Origin of the sequence: uncultured Lacinutrix sp. (genome assembly GCF_947500325.1) — a bacterium.
GTDB lineage: Bacteria > Bacteroidota > Bacteroidia > Flavobacteriales > Flavobacteriaceae > Lacinutrix.
Genome location: NZ_CANMRQ010000011.1, coordinates 38,104 through 63,337 on the forward strand (window position 1 = coordinate 38,104; position 25,234 = coordinate 63,337).

Genomic DNA, 25,234 nt, shown 5'->3' on the forward strand with positions numbered 1-25,234 from the left:
TGTATTATATTTTTAATTGTTTTTATTCTTTTTGTTTAATATTTGAGTTGTAATTGTAATGTTATATTTCTTCCTAAATCATCTGCAAAAAACCGCAAGCGATTTAAATAATTTCTATAAGATGTATTAAGAAGATTATTAACTCCCAAAGCTATATTTAGATTAGTTTTTTTACTTAGAGCAAAAGTTGCTTCACTATAGAAATGCAATAAATGATAAGCAGGTGGTGGACTGCTAATATCTACACTAATTATTTCTTCGGTAAGTTGATTTTCTATTTCGAAATTAAAATCTGGATATTCGTTTTGTTCAAAAACCCATTCAGATTTTAGACTAGCAGAAAAATTATGCCATGCTTCGTGATTATATGTAATTTGATTCATGGTATTAAATGAAGGTATATCAATTAAAGGCAAATCTGCTTTTAAATCATAGCCCTTAATAAATGCGGTTTTATTTTTCCATTGCCAAGTATCAGTAAAGTTATAGGTTGCAGAGATATCAATTCCAAACAATTCAGCATTGGTTTGTTCATATGCCCATATAGGAAAAGGACCTCTATTAGTAAGTATAAAATCTAAAGGCTTTAAATATATGTAATCTTTAATTCTGTTGTAAAATACTTCAGTTAAAAAACTAAATTTAGAATTGTTATATGTGTAAGACCCCGAAACTCTATTAGCAATTTCTTTATCAAACCTAATATTACCTAGTTCAAACCTTGCAGCAGAATGATGCAGTCCATCACTAAATAATTCTGAAGCGTTTGGCGGTCTACTTGCTAAACTGTAATTAAATAGTATTTGGTTATTATCATTAATGCTATATTTTGCACCTACCGAACCAGAAATGTTATGGTAATCAAATACAGGATTTGTTAAATACTCTTGTGCATTAGGATCTATAACACCATTAAATACTTGTGAACCAATAACAGATGCAATAATGATATTTTGAAAATCTATATTATAACCACGTTCTTCCCATCTAGATTTACGATAAAACTTTTTAGCATCTATCTTATTAAAATCATAGCGTATACCTGCATCAACAATTAAATCATCGTTTAATTTCCATTCGGCGGTAGAGTATATTCCAAAGTCGTATTTTTCATAATCTGGTATTAAACGCCTAACACCTGTGTCTGGATTTGCAAAATTATCTTGAAAACGTCCCATAAGACCAAAATTCACTTTTTGATTTAAATTTGAATCTAAATTTACATCTGCTAAAATGGTATGAGTTTGTAATGTTAAATCAATGGCAGGAATATTTTTTCTGTCACCTATTCTAACATCAAATTCTAAACGTTGATTGTGTTGATAATCATATTGCAGGTTGACTTTACCAAAGTTTTGAAAGCGTTTATAATAGTTTACTTTGGCTAAATGATGTGTTACATTTTGTTTTGGGGTATTAATATCATAGCTAAAATCTTCAATAAGTATTGGCTGACCAGAATTTATAGCACGTACTAAATCAAAAGTACTGCCAATATGCGAAGTCCCTAAAACACCAATTTCATTATTTAAATAACTATAGTATACTTCAAACCCCGATTTAAATTTCTTTTTACCAAATCTTGTAGTTAAGCCTTTTGAGTCTAATCCCGTATTTGTAAGATTATAGTCAGGAGCTTTAAAATCACCATTCTTTCTGTAAGAGCCTTGAACTTGCGCAAACCATCCAGAACTGTAATTTTTATTTAGCGTTGAAGAAATATTATAACCTCGACCATTAGTTTGTCCACCAATAATAGTTCGCCCGTATAGCGTATCATTACTAATAACCCTATTAGGGTTAATAACTACTACACCTCCAATAGCATCACCACCATATGCTAAAGTACCAGATCCTTTTATAACAGAAATTTGACCAGCACTATTAATATCAATATTTGGTGCATGTTCAACACCCCATTCCTGATCTTGTTGACGTACATTATTATTAAGAATCAAAATTCTACTACTATGTAGACCATTTATCATAGGCTTTACAATAGTATTTCCCGTATTTATTGAAGATACTCCAGCTACTTCTTTTAAGGCATCACCAAGACTAGAAGCACTATAACGTTCTATAGTTTTAGCCTTTATAATGGTTTCTTGTGAGGTTTTAGTTAATTTAGAATTTGATGCTCCCTTAACTTTAACTTCGTTAAGTTCTTCTATATGATGTTCTAAATTAACTTCATAAAATGTATCGCCGCTAATTTGAATATCAAAGCGTTTGGTTTCACATGATAAATGTGAAACTACGACGGTTATTTTACCATCACAAAGGTTATCAAAGGAAAAATTCCCATCGATATCAGTAGATGTGTATTTATCAAGATTTTCAATATAGATGGAAGCTGCTATCATAGGTGTTCCATCATGAAAATCATGAACTTCTCCAAAAAACTTGGATTTGCAATTTTGACTATAAGTCATGTTTATAAAACAAGACATAATAATCAATACATAATATTTCATTGTAAAGAGTTTAGTTTAAATAATTACTTATTTTAAACTAAAATTGGAGGGCCACGAAGTGAAAATGATAAGCGTTGATAATTACTTACAAAATGATATTGAGAGACTATGTTTTCTGAAGGTATTTCAGAAGAAAATAGTTCAAAATTTTGAACTGCAAAATTTAAAGGATTGTTAAGCTTAAATTTATGGAGCTCACATTCTGTTTCGTTTTGGTGAAAATGAAAAGTAGAATGATTATTACAAACCTCGTGTTTATGATCTTCAAAAACATGAGCTAGTTTTATTGCTGTTGGAGTAGCAATAGCAACTAAAAGTAACAAGGTTACTATTTTTGAAATTATATTTAATTTGTTATTAATCATTAACTTAAAAACCTTCCAAGACCAAAACGGCGTAACATTTTCTTTTCAAACTCCCAGAAAAACTTACCTTGACCAAATAGCCAACCTAATGTTACCAAAAGAATTTGATAGAAAATAAGGCCAATAATAATATATAAAATCCAATATACAGCAATATTTAAGTTTTCTTTAGTAATTCCTAAATATTTTATAATTGGTCTACCTATAAAAACGGAAGAAGATCCTGTAATAGCAAAGACGATAAAAATTCGTATCATTTCCCAGCGGTATTCAACAATCCATTTTTTTTCTAATTTTTTAAATAACCAAAGTGTTCCTTTAAGAAGAAAAAAACTAATAAGTAATGCTAAAGCTATTGTAATGCTTATATGGTAGTCTTTTGAAAATAAATTAGCTAGTTTATATCCAGAATAAAATAAGCCAGCAAGTCCAAGTAAAGGGAAGATAAGCTGCCAATTTTTTTGAATGTTCCATCTTAATTTAAATTGCTCCATATTTCAATTTTTGGATGCAAAGGTAATTAATTAGTAGGTACTATAGTACCTAAAAGATTTTGTCTGTAACGATTTTGAAAGAAAATAAAATAATTGTATAATTTATAGTTTACATCATAGCCATAATCTATATTGTATTGATAGTTTATTTGCATTTCGTAAAGGCTTGTACTATAGCGTTGTGGGTTTAATACTCGAGTATTCCATTCAATTACATAGCGTCTATTTTTATTCTCTAAATAGGTTTGAGAATAGTAACCTTCAGGTTTCGCTTGAGAGGCTAGCCAAGTACTAAAACCTGGTTCTATAATAATAATGTCGTATTCAAGTTTGTCGCTTGAAATTGTAAGTGTATCTCCAACTTGAGCCTGAGGTTTATCTTCAATACTGTCAATTGATTTTTTTGAGGTTTTACAACTAAATATAATAGCTATAATAAAGAATAATAAATACAAATTTTTCATAACTCAATTTTAGTTAAAAATACAAATTTTCAAGATGCTATTTAAAAAATAAAGAGCCAAACATAAGCTTGGCTCTTCTATAATTCATTGTAAATTATTTTATTTACCAAAAAGACCTCCTAGTAATCCACCAAGACCACCTTTTCCTTTTGTCGCTTGACCTAATACTAAACCAGCAACATCATCAATAACACTACCATCACCATCACTATCTAACATTTTTTCAAGGAAAGTTTGTTCTTTAGTTACAGCACCTGCTTGACTAGCACCACCAAGTAAACCTCCTAAAACACCCATAAGTCCAGATTGGTCACTTACATTATTTTGAGATGTTTGTTTACCAAGTAATCCCATTAAGATAGGAGCTGCCGTTTTTAAAATGTTTGCAACACCGCCAGCATCAAGGCCAGATTTTTGACCGATTACTTTCTCAACGTTCCCTTGGTTACTTCCTAAGATATGGCCTAGAATTTTTCCACCATCATTAGTAACGCTTTCATCTACGCCACCTCCAAATAAACCACCAAGGTTATCTAGAATTCCACCTTGATGTTTGTTTAAAGCACCTAATAATCCTTGTGCTCCTTCTGGGGTAGAAGCATTACGTTCCATTGCTTTCATTAACACTGGTAAAGCCATTGTTAATACGCTTCCTGTTTTTGAAGTATCGTTTCCTGTTGATCCAGCAACACCACTAATAATGGTTTTTCCTAAATCACTTCCTAATAAGTCTAAAATTCCTGACATTTTTTATTGTTTAAGTTTAAATTGGAAGTATAAGGTACATAAAAAAAGCCTCAACGTTTAAAATGAGGCTTTAATATTTTAATATTTTATTAAATTTTATCGATAAAGTGTTGTTTTTTATCGTTAAACAAGTATTTTTTTGATTTGCGTAGCTAGTTCTGTACCTATTCTATCTTGAGCTTCGTTTGTAGCAGCACCAATATGAGGTGTTAACGAAATTCTTCCATTCATAAGTAATTGAACAGCTGGAGTTGGTTCATCTTGAAAAGTATCTAATCCTGCAAATGCTAGTTTTCCACTTTCTAAAGCATTAACTAATTCTACCTCATTTACAACGCCACCGCGGGCAGCATTAATAATAGCAGAACCTTCTTTCATCATGTCAAACTCAGCTTTTCCTATAACATAATCTTTTTGTGCAGGAACATGAAGTGTAACAAAATCCGATTCTTTTAAAGCAACTTCCATAGCTTGCGTTTTGATATTAAAACTTAAAGACTGGCCATCAAAGAAATCTAATTTTATATCTGCGGCATCTATAAATTTATCTGCAGCTATAACTTTCATTCCAACACCTATAGCTATTTTAGCTACTTCCTGACCTATACGACCAAAACCAATAATACCTATAGTTTTCCCTCTTAACTCTACACCCTTTGCATAATTTTTTTTCAATTTTTTAAATTGACTGTCGCCATCTAGAGGCATATTTCTGTTAGAGTCATGTAAAAAGCGAACACCACCATAAAGATGTGCAAAAACTAATTCTGCCACAGATTGTGACGATGCAGCTGGCGTATTAATAACACTCAATCCTTTATCTCTAGCATACTGTACATCTATATTATCCATACCAACACCACCACGACCTATAACTTTTATACTTGGACAGGCATCAATTAAATCTTTACGAACAGTTGTAGCGCTTCTTACTAAGAGTACTGTAACCTCGTTTTCATTTATATAGTTGATTAATTGTTCTTGTGCTACGGTAGTTGTAGAAACTTCAAATCCTGCACTTTCTAATGCGTCAATTCCGCTTTGAGAAATACCATCGTTTGCTAATACTTTCATTTAAACACTTTTTTATTTCTGCATGGTAGCAGAAATTTTTATTATTTATTTTAAAACTAATTTTTTAGGCCTTGCTTTCTAACTCGCTCATAACCTCAACTAATACTTTTACACTATCTAATGATAATGCATTATACATAGAGGCTCTATAACCACCAACACTTCTATGACCATTTAGGCCATTTATTCCTGCTTCTTGCCACATGGTATCAAAAGTCTCTTTAAGATTTTCGTTTTCTAATGTAAATGTAGCATTCATATTTGAACGGTCTTCTTTAGCAGCGTAACCTTTAAATAATGGGTTTAAATCAATTTCAGAATACATTAAACGTGCTTTCTTTTCATTTTCCTCTTCAATCGCTTTTATACCACCAAGGTTTTTAAGCCATTCCATAGTTAACATAGATGTGTATACTGCAAATACTGGAGGCGTATTAAACATGCTTCCTTTTTCTATGTGCGTTTTGTAATCCATCATTGAAGGGATTTTACGCGATACTTTTCCTAATATATCTTCTTTAATTACAACTAAAGTTGTTCCAGCCGGACCCATATTTTTTTGAGCACCTGCATATATTAAATCAAACTGAGAAAAATCTAGAGTACGAGAGAAAATGTCACTACTCATGTCACAAACAAAAGGAATATCGACCTTTGGAAAATGTTTCATTTGTGTACCAAAAATGGTATTGTTTGAAGTGCAATGAAAATAGTCATAATCCGAAGGAATATCATAACCTTTTGGTATATAGTTAAAGTTTGCATTTTTTGAAGATCCAACTTCGTAGATGTCATCGTATATTTTTGCTTCTTTAATTGCTTTATCAGACCAAGTTCCTGTATTTAGATAACCAGCTCTTTTTTCTAATAAATTTAATGCTACCATTAGAAATTGCGTGCTTGCACCACCTTGTAAAAACAATGCTTTATAGCCTTTTCCTTCAAGTCCTAATAGTTCCAGCGCTAATGCTCGAGCTTTTTCCATAACATCAACAAAAGGTTTACTTCTGTGAGATATTTCTATTAAAGATAGTCCGTTATCAAAATCTAATAAAGCTTCAGAGGCTTTTAAAATGACTTCTTTTGGCAAAACACATGGTCCAGCACTAAAGTTATGTTTTTTCATAATAAATTAATGTATTTTTTTAGCGTTACAAAGGTGATAAATACTATTCATTTTTTTGTTATTAAATTAATAATTTATCCACTAGATTTTTAACAAAAATGAAATAGTGTCTACATTATCTGCATAATCCCAAAGCTCTGGTTTTTGGGTATTTCCAAATTTAATTTCTTTAGATGAAAAGCTGTTAGAAACTATACATTGTATATTTTGATTTTCAGCATTTAATGTTTCTTTAAGCGCTTGTTTATTATTATAATATTCGTAAAAGACTGTAGCTATTGGTGAAGCAAAACTTTTATCTTCTTTAATCATGAGGAAACCATTTTCTAGCATATTAAATTCACTCATTAAATACACTGCTTTATTATAATCATAATTATTAGCATATTTAGCTTCATTAATAATTGGGTGCCATTTGTAGATGGCTTTAAAAAACGAGTCAAAGTTATAATTTTCTGGCACAAATAATTTAGAGACATTTCTACAGCCTAATCCATAATATCTAAAAATATCTTCAGATAGATTCTCTAAGTCTTCCTTTGTTTCATTACCAGTTAGTACAGCAATAGAGTTTCTATTTTTCCTAATAATTGATGGTTTATCTTTAAAGTAGTATTCAAAATATCTCGCCGTATTATTACTACCTGTTGCTATAACGGCATCAAAGCCGTTAAGTTTTTCTTCAGTGAAGTTTATTTTTCCTTTAAATTCTGGTTCTACATATTCTAAATATTTAGCTAGAAAAGGAAGCAGTTGTTTATCATTTGTAGATTGTTTTACTAAAACATTGTGGCCAGAAATTAAAACAGCTAAAAAATCATGAAAACCAACTAAGGGAATATTACCAGCCATTATAATAGCCACTTTTAGAGAATTGACATCATCAAAACTATAATGAGAGGTCCATTTTGATAGCTGATTCTTAGTTAATTGTTTAGACCAACCATTTAAGGCAAAAACGATATTACTTTTTGTAAACCAACCATTATGTTCTTGTGCTAATTTTAATTGATGCTTAAAGCCATCAAAAAATAAATCATTATGCTCAACGCCATCTTGTTTTTGAAAGTCTTCAGAAGAAAATTGACTTAAAAAAGTTCCTAATTTAGAGAAAGCGTTAATTCTTTGTTGTAAATCCATTTCGTATTTGCGTAAGACTATATTTGGCGTTATTTTTGCAGCTGCAAAGTTAAGCAAACGAAATGAGCAACGAAAGATTTTCATTTTGATTACTTTATTTAAAGCGAATTCAGCCTGACCTATTAAAATTTTATTAAAGGCAGATTAAAAAAGAAAATACTATGGCAATTATTATAACAGACGAATGTATTAACTGTGGTGCTTGTGAACCAGAATGTCCCAATACTGCAATTTATGAAGGTGCAGACGATTGGCGTTATAAAGATGGTACAAGTTTAGAAGGCAGTTTGGTGTTACCTAATGGTAATGCTGTTGATGCAGATGAAGCACAAGAGCCAATTAGTGACGAGATATATTATATAGTACCAGATAAATGTACTGAGTGTAAAGGGTTTCATGAAGAACCACAATGTGCGGCTGTTTGTCCTGTTGACTGTTGTGTACCAGATGAAGATAATGTGGAAACTGAAGAAGTATTACTTGGTAAACAAAAATTTATGCATCCGGAAGGATAGTACCTTATATACAACTTATAAAAAAAGATCCTGAGTTTTTCTCAGGATCTTTTTTTATTCTACAGTACCAAATTTTTTCATTTCTAATAAAGGTTCAATTATTTTTTCGTTTTTCCATAAATCCGGATTGTATTTTTCAATATTTATATATGGAACTTTTTCTTTTTCTTGAATAGTATCGTAATCGTTATTGTTTATGTCTTCAGTATTTATAAATAATATTTCTCTTTTCATTAAATTGTCTAACTCCATAGTTAGATCAAACTTTGTCTTAAGTTTTTTGTCACTGTTTTCTATTAGTTTAAATGATCTACTTAAATAAAAGTACTTATTATCAACTTTTTTAATATAACTTGGAACATAAGTACCGTTATCATTCTTTTTAAATAATATAGTACCTGCATTTACATTTTCAACATATTTAATTCCTAAAAGAAACTTCAAATTAACTTTAGTGCCTCTTTTGCCTTTAGCAAAACTATAATCGAGCCTTAAAATGGCATAATCCTCTTCAGTGATATATAGTTTTCCTGAAAATTTTGATTTAGATCGCCTAGGCTTAAAATTAATTATATAGACTAATTCATTATTATAGAATGAAAAGTCTTCAAATTCATAATTATATAGGTCAGTATCGATTATATTCCTAATAAAAGAATCATCATGAAATTTTGTTTTCTGTATAATATCTAATAGGTCATCTTTTAACTTAATATTATTGTATTCATTTGCTTTAACCTCTTTGTTTTGTGAGTCTTTTAGAGACATAGAATCTTCAATTTTAATAATACCAGTTTTTAACTTGAATGTTTTAGAGGTGTCTAAAACTTTAAGCATAGCAATTTGAACTTTTTCTTCTATAGATTCGCTATTAAAATTTTTGTTTTTATCGATTAGATTGGTGACTTTGCTAACAGTTAATTTCGTTTTGTCAGACTCATTTATATATAGATTACCTAAAAGATCTACATAATGTTTAACATCACTACTTTTTACGTTTTGAGTAAATGCTTTTATATCTTTATTTAAATCTTCAATAGTTTTTTTTCTAAGATGTTTTGCTTTTTCTACTTCAAAATCAACTTCTTTAAAGTTTGCAGCATTACTTTCCCTATAGAAAAATTTATGATTTTTATTTTCGTAATTATAGTTGTCCTTAAATTTTAAATTCACCATTGAGAGTATTGAATCTGCATTAGGTATTGAGTTATCAATAGCAACTTCTTTGAGAGTATTAATAGCCATTTCTAAAGTAATGATATTATTGTTGGCTTTTAATTTTTCTAGGGTTACTACTTTAGGTAAATAACCCATGCATGAAATAGTTAATGTTTTACTTGCAGTGTTTTCTATATCTAAATTAAAGAAACCTTCTTCATTAGAAATTGTACCTTTTGTCTTATTTACCTGTATTGATGCATATGGAATTGCTTCTTTGGTTTGTTTATCTATAATTTGCCCATTAATATCTTGAGCTTGGATATTTTGAATTGATATAGATATAAGAAGAAAAGTAAATAAGAATCTCATTGTGTTTTGTTTTATTTAAAAACGATTGAGATCGTTTTTTGTTACAAAAAAATATTTAAGATTATAATTTTATAGCATTTTTATAGTGAATTTGAAATTTTTGAATTCAAAATATTAGAGACAAAAGAAATTGTTATCTCTTTTATTTAAATCAATTATATAATTGTAGAAAAATACTAAGAAGAAATAGTATATTTGCGCTTCAATAAAATACAATATGAAAGCAGGAATTGTAGGCTTACCAAACGTAGGGAAATCAACATTATTTAATTGTTTATCTAATGCTAAGGCGCAAAGTGCAAACTTTCCGTTTTGTACCATAGAACCTAATATAGGTGTTGTAAATGTACCAGACCCAAGATTATCTAAATTAGAAGAATTGGTTAATCCTGAAAAAGTGATACCAGCAACAGTAGAAATTGTTGATATTGCTGGTTTAGTTAAAGGCGCAAGTAAAGGTGAAGGTTTAGGAAACCAATTTTTAGCTAATATACGTGAGACAGATGCTATTTTACATGTATTACGTTGTTTTAATAATGATAATATTGTTCATGTTGATGGGAGTGTAGATCCTATAAGAGATAAAGAAACTATAGATATAGAGTTACAGCTTAAAGATCTAGACACAGTAGAAAAAAAGCTTGATAAAGTTAAACGTGCTGCAAAAACAGGTAATAAAGAAGCTCAAAAAGAAGAAGCGGTTTTACTAAAAATAAAAGAAGGTATAGAAGCTGGTAAATCTGTTCGTGCCTTAGAATTTTCTGAAGATGAGTATAGAGATTATGTTAAGCCAGCACAGTTAATTACTGAAAAACCAGTTATGTATGTTTGCAATGTGGATGAAGATGCAGCAGTTTCTGGAAATGATTATGTAGAGCAAGTAAAAGAAGCTGTTAAAGATGAAAATGCTGAAGTTTTAGTATTAGCAGTTGGAACAGAGGCAGATATTAATGAACTTGACGATTACGAAGAAAGACAAATGTTTTTAACAGATATTGGTTTAAGTGAACCTGGTTCTGCTAAATTAATTAGATCAGCATATAAGTTATTAAATCAGCAAACATATTTTACAGCTGGTGTTAAAGAAGTTCGTGCTTGGACCATAAATATTGGATCTACAGCACCACAAGCAGCTGGTGTTATACATACCGATTTTGAAAAAGGGTTTATTCGTGCAGAGGTTATTGGATATAATGACTATGTTGAACTTGGTAGTGAAGCTAAAGTTAAAGAAGCAGGGAAAATGAGAGTAGAAGGTAAAGGCTATACAGTTAAAGATGGAGATGTGATGCATTTCTTATTTAATGTGTAAAACAGTTTAAATTATAATACCAAACGCCATAATGATCTATTTCGTTATGGCGTTTTTGTATTTTTATAATAAATTTAATGAATGCCTTTAATTGAACTAAAAACTGTTATTAACGCCAATATTCAAACGTGTTTTGATCTATCTCGTAATATTGATTTTCATAAAGAATCTTTAGAACATTCTAAAGAAAAAGCAATTGCAGGTAAAACGTCTGGATTAATCGGTTTAAACGAATGGGTAACATGGGAAGCTGTTCATTTTGGAGTTAAGCAACAATTAACGTCTAAAATTACAGAATTTGATCCACCAAATTATTTTGTTGATGAAATGGTTTCTGGGGCTTTTAAAAGCTTTAAGCATGAACATATTTTTATTTCTAAAGGTGAAAAAACAATAATGACAGATAAATTTGACTTTAAATCACCTCTTGGAGTCTTAGGTAAATTAGCGAATGCATTATTTTTAAAACGCTATATGACTAATCTTCTTAAAACTAGAAATCAGTTTTTAAAACTAAAAGCAGAAAAGTAATTTCCTTTTAATACTTTTATATTCTTACTAATTAATTAAAGTCTATTTTTTGTGATAAAAAACTGGTTTAAAAATATTGGTCCTGGAACATTAGTTGCTGCAGCATTTATTGGCCCTGGAACAGTAACACTTTGTACGTTAGCAGGAGTTAATTTTGGACTTAATTTATTATGGGCAATGCTCTTGTCTATACTTGCTACTATTGTTTTACAGGAAATGGCAGCACGTTTAGGTATTGTCTCTCAAAAAGGCCTTTCTGAAGTTATAAGAAATGAAATAAAACACCCATTTATAAAACAATGTATCACGGTTTTAATACTTGCGGCTATTGTTATTGGAAATGCTTCATATGAAGCAGGAAATATTAGTGGTGGTATTTTAGGATTAGAAACCTTATTTGGATACTCTACTATCCAAATTGGAAGTATTTCATTAAATATAATGAGCTTAGTTATTGGGATAATTGCTTTTGCTTTATTATATATTGGTAATTATAAGTTTTTAGAACGTGCTTTAATTTCATTAGTAATATTAATGAGTGTATCGTTTATAATAACAGCTATTATAACGAAACCCAATGTTCTAGATATAATTAAGGGCTTATTTGTACCTACGTTTCCAGAAAAAAGTTTATTAACTATTATAGGTTTAATTGGGACAACCGTTGTGCCATATAATTTGTTTTTGCATGCAGCATTAGTAAAAGAAAGATGGCAGTCTACTAATGATTTAGCTTATGCTAGAAAAGATACTATTATATCGATTGTTTTAGGTGGATTGGTATCAATAGCCATAATAATTTCTGCTGCGTCTATACAAAATATGACGATTTCTAATGGTGCCGATTTAGCAAAAAGTTTAGCACCTTTATATGGTGATTTTTCAAAATACTTTATCGCTATTGGTTTATTTGCTGCAGGTATAACATCTGCAATTACTGCGCCATTGGCTGCTGCTTATGTTGCTAAAGGTTGTTTGGGTTGGTCTGGTGGTTTAAAAACAAAACGTTTTAGAGCTGTTTGGATGTTTATTTTACTATTAGGTGTTCTTTTTTCATCAATAGGAATAAAACCAATAGAGATTATAAAATTCGCTCAAATTGCTAATGGGATGTTATTACCTATAATTGCAGGAATTTTACTTTGGATTATGAATAAAACATCTGTTCTTGGGAAGTATAAAAACAGTATAATTCAAAATATATTTGGTTATACTATTTTAGCTGTTAGTATCTTTCTAGGTTTAAAAAGTATTTTTAAAGTCTTTAATTTAATATAATGCAAACAATAGATATAAATTGTGATGTTGGAGAAGGTTTTAACAATGAGGATAAGCTAATGCCTTATTTATCATCTTGTAATATTGCTTGTACTGGTCATGCAGGAACTATTCAAACTATTGATGAAACAATAGCAATAGCAAAACAAAATAATGTAAAAATTGGAGCGCATCCTTCATTTCCTGATACAGAGAATTTTGGACGTAAGTATGTAGAAATGTCTTCTAAAGAATTACAAGAAAGTCTAGAGTTTCAAATTAATTTGTTAGTAGAAAGAGCAGCTTTACAAAATGTTAAACTAAATCATGTTAAAGTACACGGTGCTTTGTATAACTTATCTACTGTAGATGAAGACATTGCAAATATTATTATACAAGCAATGCAAAACACAGTAGGGAATATCCTGTTGTACGTGCCATATAATTCTGTTATTGAAACTATTGCAAAACAAAACGGAATTCCTATTAAACGCGAAGCATTTATAGATAGGAATTATAATGAAGATTTAACGTTAGTTTCTAGAAACTTAAGCAATGCAATAATTAGCAAACCAGAAAAAGCATTTAATCACCTATATAGAATGATTGATGAGGGTAGAGTTAATACTGTATTAAACAGAAATGTGAGAATTGAAGCAGATACTTTTTGTATTCATGGCGATAATGAAAAAGCGGAGTATATATTAAAATATGTTTCAAGAGCTTTAAAAAATAAAGGCATTAAAATAGCGTAAATGAATTATGATTTACAATACAAGCAGTATGGAAATCAAGCACTATTAATCGAATGGCCAGAAAAAATTAATGAAGCTATTTTAAATGATATTTTGTCTTTTAAAAATAAAATTGAATCTGAACAAGCGATTAAGATTGAAGACTTAATTATAGGGTATAACTCATTAACTATAATATATAATAATAGTGTCTTAAATTTTCAAGAAGAAATAGCTCGTTTAAAAGCTACCTATATAAAGCTAGATTTAAGATTAGACAAGAAAACAAAAACATGGTTAATTCCTGTGTGTTATGACGAAGAATTTGGTATTGATTTAAAACAGATTTCTCATGATAAAAATAGACCTATTGAAGAAATCATCGATGTGCATTCAAAAACTATCTATACTATTTATTTTATTGGTTTTCTTCCAGGTTTCCTTTATTTAGGTGTATTAAATAGAAAAATCCATAGTAATAGAAAAAATACACCAAGTTTAACTGTTAGTAAAGGTTCTGTAGGTATTGGAGGCTCTCAAACAGGTATTTATCCTAGTGAAAGTGCTGGAGGTTGGAATATTATAGGTAAAACACCTATTTCTTTTTTTGATGTCTCTAAACAAGAACCATGTTTTGCTAAGTCTGGAGACAAAATTCATTTTTTTTCTATAACTAAAAAGGAATATTATTTTTTAGAAGAAAGCATAAAAAATGGACTTTATGAATTAAAGTGTATTGAAAATGATTAGAGTTATATCTCCAGGTTTTTTAACAAGTATTCAAGACTTAGGACGAAAAGGTTTTGCAAATATTGGCGTACCTATTTCTGGAGCTATGGACCATTATTCCATGAAATTGGCTAATAATATTCTCCATAATAATGAAAATGAAGCCGTACTTGAAATTACTTTTGGTCATTGTAAATTTGTTTTTGAAAAAGAAACATATATCTGTATTTCTGGAGCAGATTTCAGTGCTGAAATAAACAAAATGCCCATTGTACTAAATACAGTTATAAAAATCTTTAAAGATGATGTATTATCATTTGGCAGGCATAAATTCGGGGTGAGATCATATATTTCTGTTCTTGGAGGCTTTCAAACAGATGTGGTTTTAAATAGTAAAAGCTTTTATCAAGGTGTCACAAATTTTTCAATTGTAAAAAAAGGAGATTTACTTCCTTTTAATGCTCCACAAGATTCTTTAGAACCTACATATACTGCTGTAAAACAAAATGCTAATCACTTTAATTCTAAAATAATCGATTGTTATAAAGGGCCAGAATATAATTTGCTGTCCCATTTTCAAAAGAAAAGACTCGAGGAGACTATTTTTACTATAGCTAAGGCAAATAATAGAATGGCGTATCAATTAAACGAAACCATAGAGAACAATTTAAAATCAATGCTTACTTCTGCAGTATTATCTGGAACAGTACAATTAACACCATCGGGACAATTAATTGTTTTAATGAGAGACTGTCAGGTTACTGGTGGCTATCCTAGAGTTTTGCAACTTGAAAATAATGCAATTAATATGTTGTCTCAAAAAACAACTAATGATACTGTTAAATTTAATGTAATAGATCTTAATTAACTACCTTAATCACAATGTTCTCAACAACATTGCATTTTTATTGTTAATTACTTTCCTAGAAGCCTATTTTATTTATTAAAGTGATATATTATATTAGCATTCTATCACGAAATCTTACTCAATTCTATGTCTGAACAAACCAAATATACCGAAGATAATATACGCTCACTTGACTGGAAAGAACATATTCGTATGCGTCCAGGAATGTATATTGGAAAACTGGGTGATGGTTCTTCTCCAGATGATGGTATTTATATTCTATTAAAAGAAGTCTTAGATAACTCTATAGATGAGTTTGTAATGGGAGCAGGAAAGACGATAGAAATCTCTATTCAAGGTGCTAAAGTAATTGTTAGAGATTATGGTCGTGGTATTCCATTAGGAAAAGTTGTAGATGTTGTCTCTAAGATGAATACAGGAGGAAAGTATGATTCTAAAGCTTTTAAAAAATCTGTTGGATTAAATGGTGTTGGTACAAAAGCGGTAAATGCTTTATCCTCTTATTTTAGAGTAGAATCATCTCGTGATGGTAAAAGTGCTTCTGCAGATTTTGAGCAAGGAAACTTAATAAATCAAGAGCTTTTAGAAGAAACAAGTAGGAGAAAAGGAACAAAAGTATCTTTTATTCCTGATGATATTATATTTAAAAACTATAAATATAGACCAGAATACGTAGTAAAAATGCTTAAAAACTATGTATACCTAAACCCAGGCTTAACTATAGTTTTTAATGGCGAAAAATATTATAGTGAAAATGGATTAAAGGACCTTTTATCTGAAAAAATAGCGGAAACAGATTTATTGTACCCTATTATTCATTTGCGAGGTGACGATATTGAAGTAGCGATTACTCACAGTAAAACGCAATATAGCGAAGAATACAATAGTTTTGTTAATGGACAAAATACAACGCAAGGAGGTACGCATTTAAATGCGTTTAGAGAAGCTATAGTAAAGACTATTCGTGATTTTTTTGGTAAGCAATATGATGCTTCAGATATTAGAAAGTCAATAGTATCTGCAATCGCAATAAAAGTGATGGAGCCCGTTTTCGAGAGTCAAACAAAAACAAAGCTTGGTTCTACAGATATGGGTGGCGATTTGCCAACTGTAAGAACATATATTAACGATTTCTTAAAAACATATTTAGATAATTTTTTACATAAAAATCCAGATACTGCAGAGAAAATTCAACGTAAAATTCTTCAAGCAGAACGAGAGCGTAAAGAGTTATCAGGTATTAGAAAATTAGCTAAAGATAGAGCAAAGAAAGCGAGTCTTCATAATAAAAAATTACGCGATTGTCGGGTTCATTTTGGAGATGCAAAACATGAAAGAAACCTAGAATCTACACTGTTTATTACCGAGGGAGATTCGGCATCTGGTAGTATTACAAAGTCTCGAGATGTTAATACTCAAGCAGTATTTAGTTTAAAAGGGAAACCGTTAAACTGTTATGGTTTAACAAAGAAAATTGTATACGAAAATGAAGAGTTTAACTTGCTTCAAGCAGCTCTTAATATTGAAGAGTCATTAGAAGATTTAAGATATAATAATGTTGTTATTGCAACTGATGCCGATGTAGATGGAATGCACATTCGTTTATTACTAATAACATTTTTTCTTCAATTTTTTCCAGAAGTCATAAAAGAAGGGCATTTGTATATATTGCAAACACCTTTGTTTAGGGTTCGTAATAAAAAAGAAACTATTTATTGTTATTCTGAAGACGAACGCCGAGATGCAATTGAGAAATTAAAACCAAAACCAGAGATTACACGATTTAAAGGTTTAGGTGAAATCTCACCAGATGAATTTAAGTATTTTATTGGTGAAGATATTCGTTTAGATCCAGTAATGTTAGATGACAATATGTCTATAGAAGAATTATTGTCATTCTATATGGGGAAAAATACACCAACAAGACAAGAGTTTATTATTGATAATCTAAAAGTGGAATTAGATTTAATTGAAGAGGAAAAATAATGATAGAAGAAAACGACGACCTAACTAACGATAATATAGAAAATCAAGAACCGCAAGAGACTATTACCAGAATTACTGGTATGTATAAAGAGTGGTTTTTAGATTATGCGTCTTATGTAATTTTAGAACGTGCGGTACCAGCGATTGAAGATGGTTTTAAACCTGTACAACGACGTATCATGCATTCTATGAAAGACCTTGATGATGGGCGTTACAATAAAGTAGCAAACATTGTAGGTCATACTATGCAGTATCATCCACATGGTGATGCGAGTATTGCAGATGCAATGGTTCAAATTGGTCAAAAAGATTTATTAATAGATACCCAAGGTAACTGGGGAAATATATTAACAGGAGATAGAGCAGCTGCATCTCGTTATATTGAAGCACGTATCTCTAAGTTTGGTTTAGATGTTGTTTATAACCCTAAAATTACTGAGTGGCAAGCAAGTTATGATGGAAGAAGAAAAGAGCCAGTAAATTTACCAGTAATGTTTCCGCTATTGTTAGCGCAAGGAGGCGAAGGTATCGCCGTAGGTTTATCTACTAAAATATTACCACACAATTTTATAGAACTAATTGATGCCTCTATAAAACATTTACAAGGCAAACGTTTTACAATAGTGCCAGATTTCCCAACTGCTGGAGTTGCAGATTTTTCTAATTATAATGATGGTTTACGAGGTGGTAAAGTTCGTGTTCGTGCAAAGATATCTCAAGTCGATAAAAATACATTAGCTATTACAGAAATTCCTTTTGGAACAACCACATCGTCACTTATTGATTCTATTTTAAAAGCGAATGATAAAGGTAAAATCAAGATCAAGAAAATTGAAGATAATACTGCAGCAGAAGTTGAAATATTAATCCATTTGCCTTCAGGTTTATCACCAGATAAAACTATAGATGCTTTATACGCATTTACGAGTTGTGAAAGTTCAATTTCTCCTTTAGGTTGTGTTATTGAAGATAACAAGCCGTTATTTATTGGTGTTTCTGAAATGCTTAAAAGAAGTACAGATAATACTGTTCAGTTATTAAAGCAAGAGCTTGAAATAAAACTTGGAGAATTAGAAGAACAATGGCACTTTGCCAGTTTAGAACGTATATTTATTGAAAATAGAATTTACCGTGATATAGAGGAAGAAGAAACTTGGGAAGGTGTAATTAATGCAATAGATAAAGGGCTTCAGCCACATATAAAACATTTAAAAAGAGCGGTAACTGTTGAAGATATTACACGTTTAACTGAAATTCGAATTAAGAGAATTTCAAAATTTGATATAGATAAGGCGCAACAAAAAATAGACGCTTTAGAAGAACAAATTGCAGAAGTAAAGCATCATTTAGCAAATTTAATTGATTATGCTATCTCGTATTTTACACGTTTAAAGAAAGAATACGGAGAAGGAAGAGAGCGTAAAACAGAAATAAGAACGTTTGGAGATGTAGATGCTACAAAAGTAGTAATACGTAATACTAAACTATATGTTAATAGAGAAGAAGGCTTTGTTGGTACTTCCTTAAGACGCGATGAGTATGTTGGAGATTGCAGTGATATAGATGATATTATTGCTTTTACAGCTTCTGGTAAAATGATGGTAACCAAAGTAGATTCTAAAACCTTTATAGGCAAAGATATTATACACGTTGCAGTGTTTAAAAAGAAAGACAAACGTACCATTTATAATCTGATTTATAGAGATGGAGGAAAAGGTACTAGTTATATTAAACGTTTTGCTGTAACCTCTATTACACGTGATAAAGAGTATGATTTAACTAATGGCAATAAGAGCTCTAAATTATGGTATTTCTCTGCTAATCCAAATGGAGAAGCAGAAGTGATTTCTGTTTTTTTACGTCAAGTTGGTAGTGTAAAGAAGTTAAAATGGGATATTAATTTTGCAGATATTTTAATTAAAGGACGTGCTTCTAAAGGTAATGTAGTTACTAAATACCCAATTAAAAAAATAGAATTAAAAGAAAAAGGTGTATCTACACTTAAACCTCGAAAAATATGGTTCGATGATACTGTGCAACGTATAAACGTTGATGGTCGAGGAGATTTAATTGGCGAATTTAGAGGAGAAGACAAGTTATTAATCATTAGTCAAAAAGGAATTGTTAAAACAGTTACTCCAGAAGTAACACTTCACTTTGATAATAACATGATTACAATTGAAAAATGGATTCCTAAAAAACCAATTTCTGCCATTTATTTTGATGGTAAGAATGAGAAATATTATGTGAAGCGTTTTTTAATTGAAAATGAAAGTAAAGAAGAAAGCTTTATTACAGATCATGAAAACTCTCAATTAGAAATTGTATCTACAGATTGGAAGCCAATTGCCGAAATTGTATTTGCCAAAGAAAGAGGTAAGGATAGAAGAGATAATGAAGAAGTTAATATAGAGGAGTTTATAGCTGTAAAAGGTATTTCTGCATTAGGAAATCAATTAACAAAATATAAAGTAAATGCAATTAATTTATTAGAGCCTTTACCTTTTGAAGCTCCTGAAGATGTTCATGCTGAAGATATTGAAGTAGTAGAAGAAACAGAGGTTACAGGAGAAGAAAATAAAGATACTAAATCTAGTGAAAACTCAAATCATGATAAAGATGATGATGGACAAGTTACTTTATTCTAATATACTTTGTGTTTATAAAAGCATTATTAACGCATTATAATAAATGAAAAAAAATAACCTTTTATTACTACATGGTGCTTTAGGAAGTAAAGTTCAACTTGAATCAATAAAGAGCTTACTTTCAAATAATTATAATGTATATAGTATAGATTTTGAAGGTCACGGCAGTGAGGCTTCTAACAACAAATTTTCAATAGCATTATTTACTAAAAATGTTTTAGATACCCTTTCTAAATTAAACATTATTAAAATAAATATTTTTGGGTATAGTATGGGAGGCTATGTGGCTTTAAATTTTGCGCTGCAAAACCCAGAAATGGTAGATAATATTGTAACACTAGGAACAAAATTTAATTGGTCTAAGGATTCTGCAGAACGCGAAGTAAAAATGTTAAACCCTAATGTTATAGAAGAAAAAGTGCCAAAGTTTGCAAATAGACTTAATGAATTGCATCGTGCAAATAATTGGAAACATGTTGTAAATAAGACTGCAGATATGATGATTCAATTAGCTGATAAAGAGAAGCTAAACAATGACGATTTTAAACAAATTAAACATTCTGTTTTAATTGGAATTGGAACTTTAGATGCAATGGTTACCATAGAAGAATCAGAAAAAATAGCCACTATTTTAGATAATGGCAACTTAAAAATTATAGAAAATTTCCAACACCCAATCGAAAAGATTGATCCAAAGCAATTATCGAATATTATTTTAGATTTCATAAAATAAAAAGGCAGCAAGACTGCTTTAGGTAAAAGAATTAACTTAATATTTTGATGTTTTAAATTGGCGATAATTATTTTTATTAAAAAAATAGTTATCTACTGAGGCTTTTTAAAAACATACTACTTTTTCAAAAGAAATTATTCTTTATCTCTTATATAATATCTGCTCCAATAGCTTTAATTTTTGGTAATATAAAGCTAATTGGTGTTGCATTTATAGTCATCTTACCAATGATGCATTTCTATGTTTATGAAATACAAAGAAAAAATGAGTATTTCTATTATTATAACCTAGGTTTAACAAAGCTTAAACTTTGGTGCTCTACCATTGTATTTGGCGTTCTTAATTTAATTTTATTTTCTTTATTATGAGCGAGTTGTATGTGGATAGTATAGAAAAGGCGTATGACAATAAAAAAATATTGACAGATGTTTTCTTGTCTTGTAAAAGAGGAGAAGTTAAAGGGTTAATAGGTAGAAATGGTTCAGGGAAATCTACTTTACTAAAAGTAATTTTTGGAGTTGAAAGTGCAGAATACAAATTTGTTAAGGTTGGTAATAAGTTAGTGAAAACCGTAGGAGATACAAATGGATTAATTTCTTATTTGCCGCAACAGCATTTTTTGCCAAATGGGGTGAAAATAAAAACGATAATAAAACTATTTCTTGTAAAACAATACAGTCGTAAACTAATTAATAATGAGTTTGTTAAACCTTTGCTGGGTAAAACAAGCAAACAGCTTTCTAGTGGACAAAGACGAATTGTTGAGATATTATTAATAGTACACTCAAAGTCTAAATTCATTTTATTAGATGAGCCATTTAATGGCGTAAGTCCTATTCTTAAAGACTATATAGTTGAGTGTATTAATGCTGTTAAACACGAAAAAGGTGTTGTTATAACCGATCATGATTATGAAAATGTTCTAAATTTAGCAGATAATATAGTGTTTTTAAAAGATGGTTTTTTAAGAGAAATTAAAGATAGAAAGCAATTAGTTGAGCTTGGTTATTTTGTTAAATTGGATTAGTTTAAAAGACTAAGTAACGGTAGTAGTAGTTTTTATATCGTTTTAATTTATATAAAATCCAAGCCCTAAAAAAATAAGACTTGAGTTTTTGTTTTTAGTTATTGTGCATGATGAAATACCGTATAAGTTCTTTTATATACTTTATAGTTATCTTCGTTTTTTTTAAAAATATAAAAACCTGCTCCATTGTAATCAAAAAAATTTAAGAACCCGTATTTGTAATCTTTAGTAAACAAAATTTTACCGAAACCTTTTACTTTAAGTAAGGAGAGGTGTTCTATTCTTTCGTTTGGAAACTCTTTTTGCCTGTTTTTTATACAATCAGTTTCATTTATTAAACTTATGTAGTTTTTTTTTACCAAGTATTGAGTTTTAAAGAAATCTATATTTTCTTTTGTAAAAATAGAGTCTATTAATTCTGAATAAAAAGCAATAGCAGGGTTTTCCTTTTTTCGATATGCTTCTATAAATCTTTTAAACTTTATTTCATTACCAATACGTCCTCCGTCAATCTCAATATAATTATGTAGTGAATCTATTTTGCTTGATTGTTTTGCACATATCTCTTCGGCTAAAGATGAAATTATTTTAATATTTAAATATTCCCATTTAGCATGTTCTATTTGTCTCTCATTATCTTTATTGCAACCCAAAAAAATAATCGCAAGACTCATAAAAAGAAAGAGGAAAACCCTGTTGTATATATACAGAGATATGTATGTGTCTTTAATATTCAACTGTTATTTCTCCTTTGTTATTTGATTGAAATATGAGAAATTTTCTAAAACGTACGGCTTTACCTGTTCTTAAGTTTTTATATGGAGTCCAATATGTTATTTTTTCAGAAATTTTTAAAATTAATTCTTCAAAGTTATTTCTAGGCTTGTGGTATTGTTCATTCTTGATGTAGTTTAACCCGAAAATTGTGTCAACAACATTGTATTTGATTCGCCCTTCCCTGTGTGTTAAGTTGGCTTTAATTAGTTTGCCTTCTTTGTCTAAATCAATAGTGACAATCGAGAATTTTTGAGGTTCGGTTTTATTGTCGTTAAATAAATTAATGATTGAATCGACATTAACAAGAGGCTTTGGGGAGTTAAAGCCTCTTGCATATTCTAAAACATAGTTATCTATATCAAATTGATTAATGTTTTCTAAAATTAACATCTCCGTTTTTCTTATCTGTTTATTTGTTATTTTTTTAGAGTTTGAACACATTAAATCGAACCCGTAAGATAAATCTTCTTTTTTCTTAATATATAATAACAATTCTTCGTATTTATCTATAAAATAATCGCAAGAAGTTTTTTCTATGTTGTGTCTAGAGGGCAATGTGAACTTAAACTCTTGAGGTAAACTGTCACTATTCTTATAGTGCTTAAGAACCTTAACAGTTATAGTATATAAAGATAAATCTTTGCTGAAAAATTTTTGAGTAACTTTTCCTTTAAAAACATAGTCTGAATTATAAGCTTCTAAAGCTATTTTAGGAGTCTCACAGTCGCAAGCAAACAATTTGCTTGATATAAATAGTAACACAAATATTAGGGTTGTTTTTTTCATATTATATATTTTTCAAAAATCGAACCAAAGTTTATTCGTAGCAATTTTTACTTAACGTGTTTAGTTTTGCTCGATAAGCTTGCCATAAAAAATGACTTGCTGTACCATCTGGTATTATTTCATCAAAAGAATTAACAGTGTGAAGACCGGTAAGAGAAAGATAATAGTACATGCTTGACCAGTTGAATATTGTACTTTCTGTTAAAAGAGGGTCTGTTTGATTCTCTGTTAGTGATAAGAAATCAAATCCTTCTATACTTTCTTGCTGATTTTCTGGTATAAGACTATCTTTTACTTCGGACAATATTTGCATCATAACGGGCAACATAGAAGTAATCATAAAATCGTGTTGTCCTTGGTCTTGAGTGCAATTGTCTTCAAAGTAAATATTTAGTAAATCTTCAAAAGTAGATTGGTTTATTTGAGTTATTGCGCTTCCTTGGTCGCAATCTAGTATTTTAACAAACAAATATGCGTGTATTGCTTCGTGAATAATTGTCTTGGCTACTTGAAAAGGGGTTTTTCTATAATTTTGTTTCTTGTTTAATAAAAAACATAACTAACTAAATTTTATATGCTTATTAAGCATATAATTCAGAAAAAAAATGAACTAATTTTACCTTATTAGTATAAAGTTTTATAAATATGTTACTTAATATTTAAAACTACTATCTATAACAAACATACATTAATTTAATGTTTAAAATCAAGAAACATATGTCTAGATTCATGAATTTAGACATATTAAAAACATGTGCTAAACGTTGTTGTTATTATAAAATAGTGATTTTAATAAAAAAGAATAAATACTAAAATAAATATGCTTTTTGTTAGGAGAAAATTATTAAAAACATCATTTCTGATAAAAAAAACATACTATAATCCTCCTTTAAAATAGTATATATTTTTTCTAATAGTATGTAATTCTTTCCAAACATCAGAATCCTTTTTTGTAGGGGAAACGAGTCCTATTATGTAAGTTTTATTGGCTAGCTTATCGGTAATAGTTTCTAATTCTATATTTAAAAGAATGGCTTCTCCTTTGTTAAAAGTATCGAAGTATTGTATTTCTCCTAAATATGTTTTTTTAGATTTTATAGGCTGTTTTGTTTTTTTTAAGCAAATTTTAATTTTAGAAACATCTACATCTTGCTTACTCGATTTTGCTACTATAGCACACAAACCTCTGTAATATTGATACAATAGTTTTTTCGTTTTGCGTTTAGAAAAATTAGTTTCATCATCTATAGCAATTACAAAAACATAAGTAAAATATTTTTCGGCACTAGTGTCAAACATACCAGGAGCAAAGCGCAATTCTTCAAAACCTTTGTGTTTCATTTTTGGTGCAAAATCAAGAGGTAAGTTCACTTTTTCATAACGCCAATGTTTTGGGTATTTAAGAATAGTGTCTTGTTTTTCTTGAGCAGATAAAAAGAAACACCCTAAAAAGAAAAATATAAATGTACAGCGTAGTAGTTTGCTCATAATTATTATTTCTTTTTAAGTTTTGTTTTGAAAGCAATACCTTTTTGTTTTTGAGTTTTCCCAACATACGAATACTCAAAAGTATAACTAGAATCTGTTGTTGTTAATATCTTTAAATGAATGTCATTTTTATCTACCATACGTTTTGGATTAATAGTTTTAAAAATAACCTCACAATCGTTTACCCATCTAACTTCAGATGAATCTATTTTGTTATCGTAAGTTTCAATTTGTAGGTTTTTAGATCTAGTAATATACCCGGTTTTAGATTCTCCATTTACTATATATTCAAATGTAAATGTTCCAATTTTATAATCTTTGCAATCACGTTTTGATGTATTCAAACAACTAGTAAAAGTTACTAGTAATACAATTAGAAAATATATGTTTTTCATAGCTTAATAATTTCTAACAAATTTAATGAATACT

Annotated in this window: 25 protein-coding genes; 11 read left to right on the forward strand and 14 right to left on the reverse strand. The window is 29.6% G+C overall.

Going from position 1 to position 25,234, the window contains the following annotated elements; translation table 11 throughout:
- Positions 1-35 precede the first annotated feature (35 nt).
- The 8 genes from Q0997_RS13270 to Q0997_RS13305 all read right to left on the reverse strand — a co-directional run bounded on the left by Q0997_RS13270 (position 36) and on the right by Q0997_RS13305 (position 7,884).
- A complete protein-coding gene (locus Q0997_RS13270) occupies positions 36-2,474 on the reverse strand; it encodes a TonB-dependent receptor (protein ID WP_299889655.1) in 2,439 nt (812 codons plus the stop codon).
- Positions 2,475-2,506: 32 nt separating this feature from the next.
- Positions 2,507-2,839 carry a hypothetical protein gene (locus Q0997_RS13275; RefSeq protein ID WP_299889657.1) on the reverse strand — a complete coding sequence of 111 codons (333 nt, stop codon included), beginning with the start codon at positions 2,837-2,839 and terminating at the stop codon, positions 2,507-2,509.
- On the reverse strand, positions 2,839-3,333 hold the full coding sequence (locus tag Q0997_RS13280; RefSeq protein WP_299889659.1) for a DUF6787 family protein: 495 nt from the start codon (positions 3,331-3,333) through the stop codon (positions 2,839-2,841). Before Q0997_RS13280 ends, Q0997_RS13275 begins: the two co-directional genes overlap by 1 nt.
- 26 nt (positions 3,334-3,359) lie before the next feature.
- Positions 3,360-3,797 (reverse strand): DUF6146 family protein, encoded by a 438-nt coding sequence (locus Q0997_RS13285; RefSeq protein WP_299889662.1) that lies wholly within the window; start codon positions 3,795-3,797, stop codon positions 3,360-3,362.
- 99 nt (positions 3,798-3,896) lie between these two features.
- Complete coding sequence (locus tag Q0997_RS13290) at positions 3,897-4,544, reverse strand: DUF937 domain-containing protein (protein ID WP_299889664.1); 648 nt, start codon at positions 4,542-4,544, stop codon at positions 3,897-3,899.
- A gap of 123 nt (positions 4,545-4,667) precedes the next feature.
- The gene (locus Q0997_RS13295; RefSeq protein WP_299889665.1) at positions 4,668-5,618 is read right to left on the reverse strand and encodes a D-2-hydroxyacid dehydrogenase; all 951 of its coding nucleotides are present in this window, start codon (positions 5,616-5,618) and stop codon (positions 4,668-4,670) included.
- 64 nt (positions 5,619-5,682) lie between these two features.
- The gene (serC, locus tag Q0997_RS13300; RefSeq protein WP_299889667.1) at positions 5,683-6,744 is read right to left on the reverse strand and encodes a 3-phosphoserine/phosphohydroxythreonine transaminase; all 1,062 of its coding nucleotides are present in this window, start codon (positions 6,742-6,744) and stop codon (positions 5,683-5,685) included.
- An 81-nt stretch (positions 6,745-6,825) separates the two neighbouring features.
- Positions 6,826-7,884, reverse strand: coding sequence for an acyl-CoA reductase (locus Q0997_RS13305; protein ID WP_299889803.1), 1,059 nt, complete (start codon positions 7,882-7,884; stop codon positions 6,826-6,828).
- A 161-nt stretch (positions 7,885-8,045) separates the two neighbouring features.
- Here Q0997_RS13305 and Q0997_RS13310 point away from each other — a divergent pair, with 161 nt between their 5' ends.
- Positions 8,046-8,399, forward strand: coding sequence for a 4Fe-4S dicluster domain-containing protein (locus Q0997_RS13310; protein ID WP_299889669.1), 354 nt, complete (start codon positions 8,046-8,048; stop codon positions 8,397-8,399).
- 54 nt (positions 8,400-8,453) lie between these two features.
- Here the strand turns inward: Q0997_RS13310 and Q0997_RS13315 are convergent, their stop codons facing one another.
- A complete protein-coding gene (locus tag Q0997_RS13315) occupies positions 8,454-9,929 on the reverse strand; it encodes a carboxypeptidase-like regulatory domain-containing protein (protein WP_299889671.1) in 1,476 nt (491 codons plus the stop codon).
- A gap of 217 nt (positions 9,930-10,146) precedes the next feature.
- Between Q0997_RS13315 and ychF the strand changes: the two genes are divergently transcribed.
- The 10 genes from ychF to Q0997_RS13365 all read left to right on the forward strand — a co-directional run bounded on the left by ychF (position 10,147) and on the right by Q0997_RS13365 (position 21,754).
- The gene (ychF, locus tag Q0997_RS13320) at positions 10,147-11,241 is read left to right on the forward strand and encodes a redox-regulated ATPase YchF (RefSeq protein ID WP_299889673.1); all 1,095 of its coding nucleotides are present in this window, start codon (positions 10,147-10,149) and stop codon (positions 11,239-11,241) included.
- 81 nt (positions 11,242-11,322) lie between these two features.
- Positions 11,323-11,772, forward strand: coding sequence for an SRPBCC family protein (locus Q0997_RS13325; protein ID WP_299889674.1), 450 nt, complete (start codon positions 11,323-11,325; stop codon positions 11,770-11,772).
- Between the two features lie 51 nt (positions 11,773-11,823).
- Positions 11,824-13,050, forward strand: a complete 1,227-nt coding sequence (locus tag Q0997_RS13330) for an Nramp family divalent metal transporter (protein WP_299889677.1) — start codon at positions 11,824-11,826, stop codon at positions 13,048-13,050.
- Complete coding sequence (pxpA, locus tag Q0997_RS13335) at positions 13,050-13,784, forward strand: 5-oxoprolinase subunit PxpA (protein WP_299889679.1); 735 nt, start codon at positions 13,050-13,052, stop codon at positions 13,782-13,784. Before Q0997_RS13330 ends, pxpA begins: the two co-directional genes overlap by 1 nt.
- On the forward strand, positions 13,785-14,513 hold the full coding sequence (gene pxpB, locus Q0997_RS13340; protein WP_299889680.1) for a 5-oxoprolinase subunit PxpB: 729 nt from the start codon (positions 13,785-13,787) through the stop codon (positions 14,511-14,513).
- Entirely contained in the window at positions 14,506-15,360 is an 855-nt protein-coding gene (locus Q0997_RS13345) for a biotin-dependent carboxyltransferase family protein (RefSeq protein WP_299889682.1), read from the forward strand. Before pxpB ends, Q0997_RS13345 begins: the two co-directional genes overlap by 8 nt.
- Before the next feature lie 126 nt (positions 15,361-15,486).
- A complete protein-coding gene (locus tag Q0997_RS13350; protein ID WP_299889684.1) occupies positions 15,487-17,346 on the forward strand; it encodes a DNA topoisomerase IV subunit B in 1,860 nt (619 codons plus the stop codon).
- A complete protein-coding gene (locus Q0997_RS13355) occupies positions 17,346-19,994 on the forward strand; it encodes a DNA gyrase/topoisomerase IV subunit A (protein WP_299889686.1) in 2,649 nt (882 codons plus the stop codon). Before Q0997_RS13350 ends, Q0997_RS13355 begins: the two co-directional genes overlap by 1 nt.
- Before the next feature lie 43 nt (positions 19,995-20,037).
- On the forward strand, positions 20,038-20,727 hold the full coding sequence (locus Q0997_RS13360) for an alpha/beta fold hydrolase (protein WP_299889688.1): 690 nt from the start codon (positions 20,038-20,040) through the stop codon (positions 20,725-20,727).
- 364 nt (positions 20,728-21,091) lie between these two features.
- Complete coding sequence (locus Q0997_RS13365) at positions 21,092-21,754, forward strand: ATP-binding cassette domain-containing protein (protein ID WP_299889690.1); 663 nt, start codon at positions 21,092-21,094, stop codon at positions 21,752-21,754.
- Positions 21,755-21,852: 98 nt separating this feature from the next.
- Here Q0997_RS13365 and Q0997_RS13370 read toward each other — a convergent pair whose 3' ends face one another.
- From Q0997_RS13370 to Q0997_RS13390, 5 genes are all read right to left on the reverse strand, one after another.
- Positions 21,853-22,428 carry a hypothetical protein gene (locus Q0997_RS13370; protein ID WP_299889692.1) on the reverse strand — a complete coding sequence of 192 codons (576 nt, stop codon included), beginning with the start codon at positions 22,426-22,428 and terminating at the stop codon, positions 21,853-21,855.
- Between the two features lie 52 nt (positions 22,429-22,480).
- Positions 22,481-23,317: a hypothetical protein gene (locus Q0997_RS13375; protein WP_299889694.1), complete on the reverse strand. Its 837-nt coding sequence runs from the start codon at positions 23,315-23,317 to the stop codon at positions 22,481-22,483.
- 31 nt (positions 23,318-23,348) lie between these two features.
- Positions 23,349-23,786, reverse strand: a complete 438-nt coding sequence (locus Q0997_RS13380; RefSeq protein WP_299889696.1) for a hypothetical protein — start codon at positions 23,784-23,786, stop codon at positions 23,349-23,351.
- Positions 23,787-24,193: 407 nt separating this feature from the next.
- Positions 24,194-24,805 (reverse strand): hypothetical protein, encoded by a 612-nt coding sequence (locus Q0997_RS13385; protein ID WP_299889698.1) that lies wholly within the window; start codon positions 24,803-24,805, stop codon positions 24,194-24,196.
- Positions 24,806-24,810: 5 nt separating this feature from the next.
- Positions 24,811-25,200 (reverse strand): DNA topoisomerase IV, encoded by a 390-nt coding sequence (locus Q0997_RS13390; RefSeq protein ID WP_299889700.1) that lies wholly within the window; start codon positions 25,198-25,200, stop codon positions 24,811-24,813.
- Between the last annotated feature and the right edge of the window lie 34 nt (positions 25,201-25,234).

Coding starts and splice junctions, on each gene's coding strand:
- Q0997_RS13270 (WP_299889655.1), bottom strand. CDS start 2,474: ATGAAATATTATGTATTGATTATTATGTCTTGTTTTATAAACATGACT.
- Q0997_RS13275 (WP_299889657.1), bottom strand. CDS start 2,839: ATGATTAATAACAAATTAAATATAATTTCAAAAATAGTAACCTTGTTA.
- Q0997_RS13280 (WP_299889659.1), bottom strand. CDS start 3,333: ATGGAGCAATTTAAATTAAGATGGAACATTCAAAAAAATTGGCAGCTT.
- Q0997_RS13285 (WP_299889662.1), bottom strand. CDS start 3,797: ATGAAAAATTTGTATTTATTATTCTTTATTATAGCTATTATATTTAGT.
- Q0997_RS13290 (WP_299889664.1), bottom strand. CDS start 4,544: ATGTCAGGAATTTTAGACTTATTAGGAAGTGATTTAGGAAAAACCATT.
- Q0997_RS13295 (WP_299889665.1), bottom strand. CDS start 5,618: ATGAAAGTATTAGCAAACGATGGTATTTCTCAAAGCGGAATTGACGCA.
- serC (WP_299889667.1), bottom strand. CDS start 6,744: ATGAAAAAACATAACTTTAGTGCTGGACCATGTGTTTTGCCAAAAGAA.
- Q0997_RS13305 (WP_299889803.1), bottom strand. CDS start 7,884: ATGGATTTACAACAAAGAATTAACGCTTTCTCTAAATTAGGAACTTTT.
- Q0997_RS13310 (WP_299889669.1), top strand. CDS start 8,046: ATGGCAATTATTATAACAGACGAATGTATTAACTGTGGTGCTTGTGAA.
- Q0997_RS13315 (WP_299889671.1), bottom strand. CDS start 9,929: ATGAGATTCTTATTTACTTTTCTTCTTATATCTATATCAATTCAAAAT.
- ychF (WP_299889673.1), top strand. CDS start 10,147: ATGAAAGCAGGAATTGTAGGCTTACCAAACGTAGGGAAATCAACATTA.
- Q0997_RS13325 (WP_299889674.1), top strand. CDS start 11,323: ATGCCTTTAATTGAACTAAAAACTGTTATTAACGCCAATATTCAAACG.
- pxpA (WP_299889679.1), top strand. CDS start 13,050: ATGCAAACAATAGATATAAATTGTGATGTTGGAGAAGGTTTTAACAAT.
- pxpB (WP_299889680.1), top strand. CDS start 13,785: ATGAATTATGATTTACAATACAAGCAGTATGGAAATCAAGCACTATTA.
- Q0997_RS13345 (WP_299889682.1), top strand. CDS start 14,506: ATGATTAGAGTTATATCTCCAGGTTTTTTAACAAGTATTCAAGACTTA.
- Q0997_RS13350 (WP_299889684.1), top strand. CDS start 15,487: ATGTCTGAACAAACCAAATATACCGAAGATAATATACGCTCACTTGAC.
- Q0997_RS13355 (WP_299889686.1), top strand. CDS start 17,346: ATGATAGAAGAAAACGACGACCTAACTAACGATAATATAGAAAATCAA.
- Q0997_RS13360 (WP_299889688.1), top strand. CDS start 20,038: ATGAAAAAAAATAACCTTTTATTACTACATGGTGCTTTAGGAAGTAAA.
- Q0997_RS13365 (WP_299889690.1), top strand. CDS start 21,092: ATGAGCGAGTTGTATGTGGATAGTATAGAAAAGGCGTATGACAATAAA.
- Q0997_RS13370 (WP_299889692.1), bottom strand. CDS start 22,428: ATGAGTCTTGCGATTATTTTTTTGGGTTGCAATAAAGATAATGAGAGA.
- Q0997_RS13375 (WP_299889694.1), bottom strand. CDS start 23,317: ATGAAAAAAACAACCCTAATATTTGTGTTACTATTTATATCAAGCAAA.
- Q0997_RS13385 (WP_299889698.1), bottom strand. CDS start 24,805: ATGAGCAAACTACTACGCTGTACATTTATATTTTTCTTTTTAGGGTGT.
- Q0997_RS13390 (WP_299889700.1), bottom strand. CDS start 25,200: ATGAAAAACATATATTTTCTAATTGTATTACTAGTAACTTTTACTAGT.